We start from the raw sequence: 12,981 nt of genomic DNA on the forward strand, positions 1-12,981 counted from the left end.
TGTTGCATGTGCAACAGCCCCTTTTCTTATACGATTTTTTGCTTAGCCGCCCAGATATGCGCTGCGCACGCGCTCGTTGGTCAGCAGTTCGGCACCAGTGCCCTCCATGACTACACGGCCCGTCTCAAGGACGTAGGCACGGTCTGCCACGGAAAGAGCCATCTGTGCGTTCTGCTCCACCAGCAGGATGGTCATGCCTTCCTTGTGCACGTTCTGGATGATGTCGAAGATCTCCTGCACCAGCAGCGGCGAAAGGCCCATGGAAGGCTCGTCCAGCATCAGCATGGAAGCGTTGCTCATCAGTGCACGGCCCATAGCCAGCATCTGCTGCTCGCCGCCGGACATGGTACCGGCCAGCTGCTTGCGGCGCTCCTTCAGGCGGGGGAACAGCTCAAACACCTTTTCCTTGTTGGGTGCAATGGTGGAAGCAGGTTGGGTGTATGCACCCATGTCCAGATTTTCTTCCACGGTCATGTGCAGGAACACATGACGGCCTTCCGGCACATGGGCAAGGCCTGCTTCCACGATCTTGTGGGCGCGCATGCCCTTGATGCTGCTGCCCTTGTACAGGATGTCGCCGGTCTTGGGCTTCAGCAGGCCGGAAATGGTCTTCAGGGTGGTGGATTTGCCAGCACCGTTGGCACCGATCAGGGTGACGATCTCGCCCTGATCCACCTCGAAGGAGATGTCCTTGACGGCGTGGATATTGCCGTAATAGACGTTGATGTTATCAACTTTCAGTAACGTATCAGCCATGGCTTAGCCCTCCTTCTTGCCCAGATAGGCTTCGATGACCTGCGGGTTGTTGCGGATCTCATCCGGCGTGCCCTTGGCGATGATGCGGCCGAAGTTCAGCACGGCAATGCCCTCGCAGATGCCCATGACCAGACTCATATCATGCTCGATCAGCAGCACGGCGATGTTGAACTCGTCGCGGATGCGGCGGATGGTCTCGGTCAGCTCTGCAGTCTCGGAGGGATTCATACCGGCAGCAGGCTCGTCCAGCAGCAGCAGCTTCGGGCTGGTGGCCAGTGCACGCATGATCTCCAGACGGCGCTGTGCGCCGTAGGGCAGGCTGCCTGCCTGCACATTGGCGAGGTCTGCCATGTGGAAGATATCCAGCAGCTCCAGAGCACGCTCGGTGCACTTCTTCTCTTCCTTCCAGTAGTTGGGCAGGCGGATCAGCGAAGATGCCAGATTGTACTTCATGGACTCGTGCAGGCCCACCTTGATGTTATCGATCACGCTCAGTTCCTTAAACAGGCGGATGTTCTGGAAGGTACGGGCCACGCCCATGCGGTTGACCTGATAGGTCTTTTTGCCGGCGGTGGGCATACCATCGATCAGGATGGAGCCGCGGGTGGGCTGGTAGACGTTGGTCAGCAGGTTGAACACGGTGGTCTTACCGGCACCGTTGGGGCCGATCAGACCGGTGATCTCGTTGCGGCCGATCATCAGGTTGAAGCCATCCACGGCGGTCAGACCGCCGAAGTCGATGCCCAGCTCACGCACGTCCAGAATGGGCTTTTTGTCCATGTCGCGGTCGGTCAAAAAGCCGCCGGAGGGCACACTGTGCAGCTTAGTCTGGTATTCACTCATGGTCTTTGCCCTCCTTTGCTTTCTTCTGGAACAGTTCGCCGTTCATGATCTTTTCCACAATGCGGCTCATGGAGAAGTCGTAGCTGCCAAGCAGGCCGCCCGGACGGAAGATCATCATGAGGACCAGCACCAGCGAGTAGACTACCATGCGGTAGCTGTCAAAGCTGCGGGTCGCCTCGGGCAGGATGGTAAGCACGGTCGCGGACAGGATAGAGCCCAGCATGGAGCCCATGCCGCCCAGAACCACCATGACCAGAATTTCGATGGACTTCATGAAGCCGAAGGTGGAGGGGTCCAGAACGCCCAGATAGCAGGCGTACAGGCCGCCGGCCAGACCGGCAAAGGCGGCAGAGAATGCAAAGGCCATGACCTTATAATAAGTAGTCTGGATGCCGCAGCTCTCGGCAGCGATCTCGTTATCGCGGATGGCCAGCACGGCACGGCCGTGGCGGCTCTTCATCATGGCGTGGATGGCAAAGCAGGTAATGACCACGCAGATGAACACATTGGCGAAGTTGGAATACTTGGGGATGTTCTTCAGGCCCTTGGCACCGTAGAACAGCTTGAAGCCCAGCACATCATCGATGTTGTTCAGGGTGATGCGGATGATCTCGCCAAAGCCCAGCGTCAGGATGGCCAGATAATCACCGGTCAGGCGCAGAGCAGGAATGCCGATCAGCACGCCGAACAGGCCCGCCACGATGCAGGCCAGCACCAGACCCACGACAAAAGCGACACCGGAGGGCAGATTGCTGTATTTCGTGAACAGGGCGCAGGTGTAAGCACCCACGGCCATGAAACCGGCGTGGCCCAGCGGCAGCTGGCCCAGATAACCGGTGGCAACGTTCAGCGAGACAGCCAGAATGATGTTGATGCCCACGGTGAGAAGCACCTTGTTCTGGTAGGTGGACAGCACGTTCTGGGTGAGGAAGGACAGGCCCACGAACAGCAGAGCCACCAGCACGGCGTTCATCAGGTAGCGCACGGGCATTTTGAGCGTTTTGCGTTTGGTATTCATCTTCATGCCCTCCTTACACCTTTTCCTGAACCTTGCGGCCAAGGAAGCCGGTGGGCTTGACCAGCAGCACGATGATCAGGATCGCAAACGTGACGGCATCCTTCCATGCGGAAAGGCCGATGGCGGAAACAAAGCACTCGCACAGGCCGATGGCGATGCCGCCGATCATGGCACCGGGAATGGAGCCGATGCCGCCCAGAACGGCTGCAACGAAGGCCTTCAGGCCCAGCATGGAGCCCATGGTGGGGGTCGCCTGCGGGTAGCTGCAGCAGTACAGCACCGAGCCGATACCGGCCAGTGCGGAGCCCACCGCAAAGGTAAAGGAAATGGTGCTGTTGACGTTAATGCCCATCAGACGGGCAGCGTCCATATCCTCAGACACGGCACGCATGGCCTTGCCGAGCTTGGTCTTCTGCACAAGGAAGGTGAGCACCAGCATGGACAGCACCGTGACCAGCAGGGTGATGACAGAGGTGAGGCCCAGCGGCACAGAGCCGATGTGGAAGGTCTGGTTGGTGTAGTAGGCCGGAATGACCTTTGCACCGGAACCAAGGATCAGCTCTGCAGTGTACTCCAGGAAGAAGGACACGCCGATTGCCGTAATCAGCAGGGAGATACGGGGTGCGTTGCGCAGCGGGGTGTAGGCGATCTTCTCGATCACAACGCCCAGCAGCGTGCAGGTGATGATGGTGGCGCACACAGCAGTGACCGGGCCAAGGCCCAGCTGATTCATCACGAACCAGGACATGTACGCACCAACCATAATGACATCGCCATGGGCAAAGTTCAGCAGCAGGATGATGCCGTACACCATGCTGTAACCCAGTGCGATCAGTGCATAGATGCTGCCAAGGGACAGGCCGTTGATCAGCTGGCTAAAAAACACTGTCATGGACTGATACTTCCTTTCTTTGCGGCGGAGGACCCGCCTTTTGGGATACACTTTTTTACCAAAAAAGCGGAGACAGCCGAGCAAAACCTGTTCCGGCGGTCTCCGCAATGGGTCATTTATTTCTGAGTACTGCCTTCATGCCGCACACCGGTGCGCAGGATCAAAGCAGATCAGAACATTTCCTTCAGAACGGGGGTTGCACCGTCGAAGCACAGGATAGCGGTCTGCTTGACGGGGTTGTGGTGCTCATCAAAGGTGAAGGTGCCGGTGATGCCGTCAATGGTGCCGCCTGCGATGGCATCGATGACGGCCTGCTTATAGTCGTCATCACCAGCGGTCAGGCCGGCATCCTCAGCAGCCTGAATGCCGTAGACAACGGTCATGGCAGCATCGTAGCCCAGAGGAGCGAAGCCGTTGGGGTACTCCTCACCGTACTCAGCCTTGTATGCGTTCTCAAAGTCGGGGTTGGAGCCCTTTGCGTAGTTTGCGCAGAAGTAGGCGTCCTTCAGCTGGGCGTCCGTTGCGTAGCCTTCCAGACCATCCCAGCCGTCGCCGCCCAGGAAGGGAACTGCCAGACCGATGCTCTCAGCCTGAGCCAGGATCTGACCGACTTCCTGATAGTAGTTGGGGCAGAACACCACTTCGGGAGCCTTGCCCAGAATGGTGGTCAGCTGGGTCTTGTAGTCTACATCGCCCTCAGAGTAGGTCTCCTGATCGACGATGGTGCCGCCCAGGCTCTCGAACTCGTTGACGAAGTTCTCTGCCAGACCCTCGTTGTAGTCAGCGCCCTTCTGGAAGATGACGGCTGCCTTGGTGTAGCCCAACCGCTGGTAAGCGTAGTCAGCCATCTTGATGCCCTGGAACGGGTCGGTGAAGGTTGCGCGGAACACATTCTCGTTCACGGTGTCGGTCTCGGCATCGTAGGTGACAGCCTCAGCGGTAGCGGAAGCGGTGACCATGGGCATGTTGTAGTCTGCGCTCTCGGCAGCAACTGCCAGAGTCGGGGTGGTGGTAACGTCGCCCACCAGAGCGGTGATGCCCTGATCGCACATCTTGGTGAAGCAGGTAACAGCCTGAGTTGCATCGCCCTGCTCATCCATGGCGATGATCTCCAGCTGCTTGCCGTTGATGCCGCCCTTTTCGTTGACCTGCTTCAGGTACAGGGTAGCGCCGTTGACAACGGCCTGACCGTAAACGGAAACATCACCGGTCAGAGGTCCAAGAACGCCCACCTTGATGGTGTCGCCGGAAGCAGCGGCACCAGAAGCTGCGGTAGAGGCGGAAGCAGCAGTGCTGTTGGAAGAACCGCCGCATGCAGTCAGAACGCCGGCTGCAGCAACAACACCTGCAGCGGCCAGGAAATTACGACGAGAAATCATCTTTTTCATAGTGAATATCCTCCTTAGGAGCATTCGTGCTTCAGTATAAAAACGGAAGCAAGGCCCTCTTTCCCTCAAAGCGACCTTGCTTCGTTATCAATATTATAGACCTGTGAACCAAAATCCGCAATTCACAAACCGTCCATACTTTCAGGGGCATTTTGTGGACTTTGTCGCCAAAATAGCCAAAAGCAATGGGTCTGTTTTGTGCACTATTTCAATTGTTTCATTTTGTTTGTGTGTCAGGTGAACACAATTCACAAGTTGCAAAAGGGTTACAGGGTCTCCATTTCAGCATCTGCGGCGAACTCGGCCTCTGCACGTGCCTCGGCAGCTTTGCCCTCTGCTTCCGCTTTGGCCGGAGACTCTGCAAGGACCTTGCGGATGGCGGCGAAGTAGAACACCAGCGACAGGCCGGTGCCGATGCACCAGCCCACGGGCCATGCCATCCAGATGCCCGTGCTGCCCAGAGCAGTGCTGCTCAGCACAATGGCGATGCCCACGCGCAGGATTAGGTCGGAGAAGGTGGCGATCATAAAGCGCACCATCATGCCGCAGCCGCGCAGGATGCCGTCAGTGACCAGCTTGAGCGACACCACAAAATAGAAGGGAGACAGGATGCGCAGGAACAGCATACCGGTGTCGATGGCCGGACCCTGCGGGTCATTCATGAACAGCAGCAGCAGGAAGCGGCCGAAGAAGAAGTACAGGAGCACGATGGGCACGCAGATGATCCACACCAGATTGCGGCCTGCGCCAAAGCCCTTGTGCACACGGTCCATCTTGCCCGCGCCCATGTTCTGGGAGGTGTAGTTGGAGATGCCGTTGCCCAGCGTGGTAAAGGAAGTGATGACCATGTTGTTCAGCTTGACGGCTGCAGAGTAGCCTGCAATAACGCTGGCACCAAAGGTGTTGATGACGCTCTGCAGGATGATGTTGCCCACAGAGACGAAGCTCTGCTGCAGGATGCTGGGGATGGCCACCACGGCCACCTTGCCCAGCATGTTCCAGGAGAACAGCACGACCTTGTTCTTGGATTTGAAGGCGCTGATGCGGCGGAACACCACCACCATGGCCAGCACGCAGCTCACACCCTGGCACAGGAAGGTGGCCCATGCCACACCGGCTACGCCCATCTTGAGACCGGCCACGAACAGGATGTCCACGCCGATGTTGGACAGGGACGAGACTGCCAGAAAATAAAAGGGCGTTTTGCTGTCGCCCAGAGCGGAGAAGATGCCGGTGGCGATGTTGTAGAAGAACATGAAGGGCAGGCCCAGCACGTAGATATCCAGATACAGCGAAGAATCCGCAAGGATCTCCTCCGGGGTGTTGATGAGCTCCAGCAGGCTGTGGCAGCCCACAAGGCCAATCAGCATCAGCACGGCGCACAGCACGGCAGAGCCGATCAGGGAAGTGTAGACCGAAGTCTTCATCTCATCGTAGTCCTTTGCGCCAAAGTAGCGGGACACGATGACCGAGCAGCCAATGTTGCAGCCAAAGGCAAATGCAATGAAGATCAAGGTGATCTCGTAGCTGTTGCCCACAGCAGCCAGTGCATTCTCGCCGATGAACTTGCCTGCAACAAGGCTGTCGGCAATGTTGTACAGCTGCTGGAAGATGATGCTGCCGAACATGGGCAGGCAGAACTGCCACAAAACCTGTGACGGCTTGCCGACCGTCAGATCCTTATTCATATAGAAAATCCTCCTCTATCTACCATAAAGAAACATATTAGAACCAAAAACAGTATAGAGTCATCCTGACAAAAAGTAAAGAAAAATTTTAGTATATCTGCCATATGAAATTAATATGATAGGCATGACGCATCCCCGCTGCTGCCAGTGGGCAGACTGTAAAGACCAGCTGTTTCCTGCTTTGCCGGAATGTTCTGCCCCATCGGCTGCCGTTTTTTGCCCCTTAAAAAGTTTACATCCACAAACATGCGCATCGGCTCTTGCACCGGGCCGGAAAGCGTGGTAGGATACTATTGGTTAGTTAGACACAACTATCATAATTGGCCGTCACCCGTCTGCCCGCCCCGGGCAGCACAGGGAAGGAAATGATATTCAGGAGGTTTTCGAGATGAACGATCTGGAAATTGAATCTGTTGTAGGCCGCGAGATCCTGGACTCCCGCGGCAACCCCACCGTGGAAGCGGAGATCACTCTGGCCGACGGCACTGTGGCACGCGGCTGCGCACCTTCCGGCGCATCCACTGGTGAGTTTGAAGCTCTGGAGCTGCGGGACGGCGACAAGGGCCGCTATCTGGGCAAGGGCGTGACCAAGGCTGTTGAGAACATCAACACCGTCATTGCTGATGCTGTTGTGGGCATGGATGCCTCCGACATCTACGCCATCGACGCTGCCATGATCAAGGCCGACGGCACCAAAGATAAATCCAATCTGGGCGCAAACGCCATTCTGGCCGTGTCCATTGCCGCCTGCCGTGCAGCCGCTGCTTCTCTGGATATGCCGCTGTACCGCTTTCTGGGCGGTGTGAACGGCAACCGCCTGCCCGTGCCCATGATGAACATTCTGAACGGCGGCGCACACGCCACCAACACGGTGGATACGCAGGAGTTCATGATCATGCCCGTGGGCGCACCTTCCTTCAAGGAGGCTTTGCGCTGGTGCGCTGAGGTGTTCCATGCCCTGGCTTCCATCCTGAAGGCCAAGGGGCTGGCTACCTCCGTGGGCGATGAGGGCGGCTTTGCCCCCAACCTGTCCAGCGACGAGGAGACCATTGAGACCATTCTGGCCGCCATCGAAAAGGCCGGTTACGTGCCCGGCAAGGACTTCATGCTGGCTATGGATGCCGCGTCCTCCGAGTGGAAGAGCCCCAAGGGCAAGGGATTCTACAAGCTGCCCAAGGCCGGCACCGAGTTCACCTCCAGCGAGCTGATCGCACACTGGAAGAGTCTGGTGGAAAAGTACCCCATCATCTCCATCGAGGACGGCCTGGATGAAGAGGACTGGGAAGGCTGGCAGAAGATGACCCGCGAGCTGGGCGGCAAGGTCCAGCTGGTGGGCGACGACCTCTTTGTGACCAACACCGAGCGTCTGGCCAAGGGCATCGGGCTGGGTGCAGGCAACGCGATCCTGATCAAACTGAACCAGATCGGTTCTGTTTCCGAGACGCTGGAAGCCATCAAGATGGCTCACAAGGCCGGTTACACCGCCATCAGCTCTCACCGCTCCGGCGAGACCGAGGACACCACCATTGCCGATCTGGCCGTGGCGCTGAACACCTGTCAGATCAAGACCGGTGCTCCCAGCCGTACCGAGCGTGTTGCAAAGTACAACCAGCTGCTGCGCATTGAGGAGCAGCTGGGCGGCAGCGCCGTTTACCCCGGCATGGCAGCTTTCAACGTAAAGCGCTGAAGCTGTTGAAAACCAATTGATCTTCCGGCACCCGTACTGCTTTTGCAGCGGCACGGGTGCCGTTTTGTTTTCTCCCAATTTTTTCCTGCAATCTGCTGTTCTGCCCAGCCGTATTCCATGCATGCCGGGCATTTTGGCCCGAAATTGCAAAAAAGGAGCAAAACATTCATGTTATCTACTCTGATCTCTCTGTATAAGCTGCTGGGCACCGGCGATTTTGTAAAAGTGCTGCTGATCCTGCTGAAGGGGCTTTTCGGCTGATGCAAAGCCGCCCTTCTCACTGCGGAAATGGGACTGCCTTACCGGCGGTCTCTTTTTTTGCCTTCTCACTTTACTTTCTTAAAAAAATATGCCATAATGAAACCAGTATTTTTCGGTTCAAAAGCCGTGCCCTGTACTGGGAAATCAGGGCCAGAATCCAACAGAAGAGGGGTATTTTGTTATGAGCAAAACCATCATCCCGGCAAACTATACGCCCGCGCTGAACCTGTACGACACGCAGCGCGCCATTGGTACGGTCAAGCGTCTGTTTGCCGACACCCTGTGCGCCACACTGAACCTGTACCGCGTGTCTGCTCCGCTGTTTCTGGAAGCATCCACCGGTCTGAACGACGACCTGAACGGTGTCGAGCGCAAGGTCACCTTTGATATCAAGGAAAGCGGCATTGAGGCACAGGTGGTGCAGTCACTGGCAAAGTGGAAGCGCAAGGCCCTGAAGGACTACGATTTCCGTGTGGGCAAGGGCCTGTACTGCGATATGAACGCGATCCGCCGCGACGAAGATCTGGACAACCTGCACTCGATCTATGTGGACCAGTGGGACTGGGAAAAGGTGATCCGTCTGGAAGACCGCAACGAGGCTTACCTCAAGAGTGTGGTGCGCTCCATCGTGTCCGCTGTCTGCGCCACCGAGATGAACCTGCACGCCATGTTCCCCCAGCTGCAGGAGCTGCCGCTGCACAGCCCCAACGTCACCTTCATCACCACGCAGGAGCTGGAGGACCAGTACCCGGACCTGACCCCGAAGGAGCGTGAGAACGCCTTTGTGAAGGAGCACGGCACCACCTTCCTGATGAAGATCGGCGCTCCGCTGAAGAGCGGTAAGCCCCATGATGGCCGTGCCCCCGACTATGACGACTGGGATCTGAACGGCGATCTGCTGTTCTGGAACGACCCGCTGCAGTGCAGCTATGAGCTGAGCAGCATGGGCATCCGCGTCAGCCCTGAAAGCATGGACAAGCAGCTGACCATGGCTGGCTGCGACGACCGCCGCGCCCTGCCCTTCCACAAGGCCGTACTGAACGGTGAGCTGCCTTACTCCATCGGCGGCGGCATCGGCCAGAGCCGCCTGTGCATGCTGCTGCTGGGCAGCGCCCACATTGGCGAAGTGCAGGCCAGCGTCTGGGACGCAGCCACCCGCGAAGCCTGCGCCAAGGCAGGCATCCCGCTGCTGTAAGCAGGTTTTCCACACAAAGATTCAAAAGGCAGGATACCACCCTCATGGTGGTACCCTGCCTTTGTTCGTTTTTTGCCTGTATCCGCGGAGAAATAGTTCGAGTCCTGTACCGCCCACCACGAAAAAAGTCCCCAGACCAAAGGTCTGGGGACTCGTGGTGGACGGTACAGGACTCGAACCTGTGACCTCCTGCACGTCAAGCAGATGCTCTACCAGCTGAGCTAACCGTCCATAAGTCATATCGACCTGAATAGTTTACCACAGCCTGTGCAAAAAAGCAATACTTTTCTGTGATTTTTTATTTTTCCACCTTCAGCGACCTGCGGACGATATCGTACAGCACCGGCTTCATGGCTTCAATATCATCGGGCTTGCCCTCCAGCACGCTGGAATAGCACACCGACATGCACATGCTGCCCAGTGCCGTGATGCGCTGGTAGATCTCCCGCTCGGTGCGGCCGGCCATTTCCGGGCTGGTCAGCACCACATTCAGCAGCTTGCGCATCAGCGGCTCGGCTTCGCGGCTGGCTTCGATCTGATCCAGCCCCGGCCATATGAAGTTGTGCTCCAGAAACTTGAGCACCAGCGTATCCTTCCGCAGTGCTTCGATGATGTGGTCGATCACCGCCACCATCTTGTCCGGGAAGTTTTCGAGCTCTGTCTGCTTTTCCACCGCTTCGCACGCGTCGCTCAGCAGCTGGTAGCTCACCCGGCCCAGCAGCGCCTGCATCACCGCACCCTTATCCTGAAAATACAGATAAAAGGTGCCCTTGGCCACCTTGGCCCGGCTGGTGATGTCCTCTACGCTGGTTTTTGCGGCACCTCGCTCCAAAAACAGATCATAGGCTGCTTCCAGCAGCGCCCGGCGCTTCTCCTGCTTTTTGCCCTCCACGGTACCCATATTCCCTGACGATTCCTCTTTTCCGCTCGTTTTCATTCGCTCATTTGTGTTATCTCAATCATTTTAGCAGTCCTTTTCCGATAGTGCAAGCCCAAAAAGCTATACAATTTCAGGCAGTTGATAAGAAAACTGACTTTTGGTCATTTTTGTGCTTGACACCCGGTTTGTCATGGTTATAATAGTGTTTGCTTGGAAATGACCACCAGTCATTTTACTAAGATTTTTAACCATTTTCTATGGAGGGTTCTCATGAAAAAGATCGCACAGGGCATTGTGCGGCTGCGCAAGCTGATCCTGACAGTAGCATTCCTGCTGTTGATCCCTTCCGCAATCGGCGCAATTGCTACCCGCATCAACTATGACATCCTCACCTACCTGCCGCAGGATCTGGACTCCATGATCGGCGAGGTAGCCCTTGAGGACGATTTCCATTTGGCCTCCACCGGCATGATCACGGTAGAAGGCTTACCCACAAACGAACTGATCGCCATGAAGAAGGACATCGAGGCTGTTCCCGGCGTGACCCAGACCTTCTGGCTCAGCGATGTGATCGACCCCAGCATTCCCACCGAGATGCTGCCCGCCGATGTGCAGCAGTTCATGTTCGGCAAAAACGATTCCACCATGCTGATCGTCCGCTTTGACGCCCCCAGCGCCAGCGACGAGACCATGGAAGCCGTCGCTCAGATCGAAAAGCTGCTGCGCAAGGACTGCTTCTTCGGCGGTATGAGCGTTATCCTGCAGGACACCAAGGCACTGGTCAATCAGGAAATGCCCATGTACATCCTGATCGCCGTGGGTGCCAGCCTTCTGGTGCTGTTCCTTTCGCTGGAAAGCACCATCACCCCGCTGCTGTTCATGCTGGGTCTTTTGTTCCCCATTGCGTACAACTTCGGCACCAACATCTTTCTGGGCCAGATCAGCTACATCACCGAAGCACTGGCCACCGTGCTGCAGCTGGGTGTTACGATGGACTTCTCCATCTTCCTGCTGCACCGCTATCAGGAAGAAAAGGAGCTGCGCTCTTCCAACGAGGAGGCCATGACCAGCGCCATCTGCAAGACCATGACCTCCATCTCCGCTTCCAGCCTGACCACCATTGCAGGCTTCCTGGCACTGTGTGCCATGCGTCTGACGCTGGGCCGCGATATCGGCCTTGTCATGGCAAAGGGCGTTGCCCTCGGCGTTATCTGCACCGTGGTCATCCTGCCCTCCCTGATCCTTACCTTTGATAAATGGGTGGAAAAGTACAAGCACCGCACCGTGATCCCCAAGCTGAAAAAGCTCAGCTACTTTGTTTCCAATCACTCGGTGCCCATCGTGGTTATCTTTATCCTCATCCTCATCCCCTTTGCCATCGCACAGAACAAGACCGAGGTCTACTACACTCTGTTCGACTCCCTGCCGCAGGACCTGACCGGCATCGTGGGCACCAACAAGCTGGGCGAGGACTTCGGCATGACCACCAGCCACTTCATTCTGGTGCATGACGACCTGACCGCCACCGAGGTGAGCGACCTGTGCGATGAACTCAAGGACGTGGATGGCATTACGCAGGTGGTAAGTCTGGATTCCATCACCGGCCCGGGCTTCCAGACCGAGCTGCTTCCCGACAGCATCATGGAGATCCTGCAGTCCGGCGGCTACAAGCTGATTTTGGCCAACAGCTCCTATAAGACCGGCACGGATGCCATCAACAACCAGCTGGACGAGATGATTTCCCTCATCAAGACCGTTGACCCCGAGGGCGTCATCACCGGCGAGGGCGCCATGACGAAAGACCTGATCGAAGTGGCAGATGTGGACTTCAAGAATGTCAACGTCTGGTCCATCATGGCCGTTCTGGTCATCATCGCCGTTTCCTTCAAGAGCATTTCCATCCCGGCGCTGCTGGTGGCCAGCATTGAAGCCGCCATCGCCATCAACATGGGCATCCCGTACTTCACCGGTACGCAGCTGCCCTTCATTGCAAGCATCGTCATTGGCACCATCCAGCTGGGTGCTACCGTGGACTACTCCATCCTGATGACCACCCGTTACCACGAGGAGCGCGCCTTTGGCCGCACCCCGAAGGAAGCCGCCCAGCAGTCGCTGGAGCACTGCAGCCAGTCCATCCTGACCAGCGGCCTGACCTTCTTTGCCGCCACCGTCGGTGTGGCTGCCATCAGTAAGATGGAGCTGCTGAAGAGCATCTGCCTGCTGATCTCCCGCGGCGCACTGATCAGCATGGTGGTCATTCTGGTGATGCTGCCCGCAGCCCTGATGCTGTGCGACTGGATCATCCGCCACACCACCCTCAAGTGGATGGTACCCGAATCCGCCAACGCCAAGAAGTCTGAAAAGGAGTAATTA

10 protein-coding genes and 1 tRNA gene are annotated in these 12,981 nt (G+C 57.0%); 3 read left to right on the top strand and 8 right to left on the bottom strand.

Going from position 1 to position 12,981, the window contains the following annotated elements:
- Nucleotides 1-42: 42 nt before the first annotated feature.
- From DWY76_RS03730 to DWY76_RS03755, 6 genes are all read right to left on the bottom strand, one after another.
- The gene (locus DWY76_RS03730) at nt 43-756 is read right to left on the bottom strand and encodes an ABC transporter ATP-binding protein (protein ID WP_005942657.1); all 714 of its coding nucleotides are present in this window, start codon (nt 754-756) and stop codon (nt 43-45) included.
- A 3-nt stretch (nt 757-759) separates the two neighbouring features.
- Nucleotides 760-1,599, bottom strand: coding sequence for an ABC transporter ATP-binding protein (locus DWY76_RS03735; protein WP_097774466.1), 840 nt, complete (start codon nt 1,597-1,599; stop codon nt 760-762).
- Nucleotides 1,592-2,617, bottom strand: a complete 1,026-nt coding sequence (locus tag DWY76_RS03740) for a branched-chain amino acid ABC transporter permease (RefSeq protein ID WP_097774467.1) — start codon at nt 2,615-2,617, stop codon at nt 1,592-1,594. Before DWY76_RS03740 ends, DWY76_RS03735 begins: the two co-directional genes overlap by 8 nt.
- 13 nt (nt 2,618-2,630) lie before the next feature.
- A complete protein-coding gene (locus tag DWY76_RS03745) occupies nt 2,631-3,509 on the bottom strand; it encodes a branched-chain amino acid ABC transporter permease (RefSeq protein WP_120079884.1) in 879 nt (292 codons plus the stop codon).
- Nucleotides 3,510-3,679: 170 nt separating this feature from the next.
- Nucleotides 3,680-4,897 (bottom strand): ABC transporter substrate-binding protein, encoded by a 1,218-nt coding sequence (locus tag DWY76_RS03750; protein ID WP_120079886.1) that lies wholly within the window; start codon nt 4,895-4,897, stop codon nt 3,680-3,682.
- Between the two features lie 266 nt (nt 4,898-5,163).
- A complete protein-coding gene (locus tag DWY76_RS03755; protein WP_120079888.1) occupies nt 5,164-6,585 on the bottom strand; it encodes an MATE family efflux transporter in 1,422 nt (473 codons plus the stop codon).
- A gap of 388 nt (nt 6,586-6,973) precedes the next feature.
- Between DWY76_RS03755 and eno the strand changes: the two genes are divergently transcribed.
- Both eno and asnA read left to right on the top strand, forming a co-directional pair.
- Nucleotides 6,974-8,272 carry a phosphopyruvate hydratase gene (gene eno, locus DWY76_RS03760; RefSeq protein ID WP_120079889.1) on the top strand — a complete coding sequence of 433 codons (1,299 nt, stop codon included), beginning with the start codon at nt 6,974-6,976 and terminating at the stop codon, nt 8,270-8,272.
- Between the two features lie 442 nt (nt 8,273-8,714).
- Nucleotides 8,715-9,728 carry an aspartate--ammonia ligase gene (asnA, locus tag DWY76_RS03765; RefSeq protein ID WP_005942692.1) on the top strand — a complete coding sequence of 338 codons (1,014 nt, stop codon included), beginning with the start codon at nt 8,715-8,717 and terminating at the stop codon, nt 9,726-9,728.
- Between the two features lie 155 nt (nt 9,729-9,883).
- Here asnA and DWY76_RS03770 read toward each other — a convergent pair.
- Both DWY76_RS03770 and DWY76_RS03775 read right to left on the bottom strand, forming a co-directional pair.
- Nucleotides 9,884-9,959, bottom strand: a tRNA-Val gene (locus tag DWY76_RS03770).
- Nucleotides 9,960-10,026: 67 nt separating this feature from the next.
- Entirely contained in the window at nt 10,027-10,629 is a 603-nt protein-coding gene (locus DWY76_RS03775; protein WP_118526731.1) for a TetR/AcrR family transcriptional regulator, read from the bottom strand.
- A 249-nt stretch (nt 10,630-10,878) separates the two neighbouring features.
- Here DWY76_RS03775 and DWY76_RS03780 point away from each other — a divergent pair, with 249 nt between their 5' ends.
- On the top strand, nt 10,879-12,978 hold the full coding sequence (locus DWY76_RS03780; protein ID WP_044953801.1) for an MMPL family transporter: 2,100 nt from the start codon (nt 10,879-10,881) through the stop codon (nt 12,976-12,978).
- The last annotated feature ends 3 nt before the right edge of the window (nt 12,979-12,981 follow it).

Source organism: Faecalibacterium sp. AF27-11BH (assembly GCF_003603005.1).
Lineage (GTDB): Bacteria > Bacillota > Clostridia > Oscillospirales > Ruminococcaceae > Faecalibacterium > Faecalibacterium taiwanense.

Bases quoted from the DNA above. Each gene is read 5' to 3' on its own strand.
- DWY76_RS03730 (WP_005942657.1), bottom strand. From the start codon at position 756: ATGGCTGATACGTTACTGAAAGTTGATAACATCAACGTCTATTACGGC.
- DWY76_RS03750 (WP_120079886.1), bottom strand. From the start codon at position 4,897: ATGAAAAAGATGATTTCTCGTCGTAATTTCCTGGCCGCTGCAGGTGTT.
- DWY76_RS03745 (WP_120079884.1), bottom strand. From the start codon at position 3,509: ATGACAGTGTTTTTTAGCCAGCTGATCAACGGCCTGTCCCTTGGCAGC.
- DWY76_RS03755 (WP_120079888.1), bottom strand. From the start codon at position 6,585: ATGAATAAGGATCTGACGGTCGGCAAGCCGTCACAGGTTTTGTGGCAG.
- DWY76_RS03775 (WP_118526731.1), bottom strand. From the start codon at position 10,629: ATGGGTACCGTGGAGGGCAAAAAGCAGGAGAAGCGCCGGGCGCTGCTG.
- eno (WP_120079889.1), top strand. From the start codon at position 6,974: ATGAACGATCTGGAAATTGAATCTGTTGTAGGCCGCGAGATCCTGGAC.
- DWY76_RS03735 (WP_097774466.1), bottom strand. From the start codon at position 1,599: ATGAGTGAATACCAGACTAAGCTGCACAGTGTGCCCTCCGGCGGCTTT.
- DWY76_RS03740 (WP_097774467.1), bottom strand. From the start codon at position 2,617: ATGAATACCAAACGCAAAACGCTCAAAATGCCCGTGCGCTACCTGATG.
- DWY76_RS03780 (WP_044953801.1), top strand. From the start codon at position 10,879: ATGAAAAAGATCGCACAGGGCATTGTGCGGCTGCGCAAGCTGATCCTG.
- asnA (WP_005942692.1), top strand. From the start codon at position 8,715: ATGAGCAAAACCATCATCCCGGCAAACTATACGCCCGCGCTGAACCTG.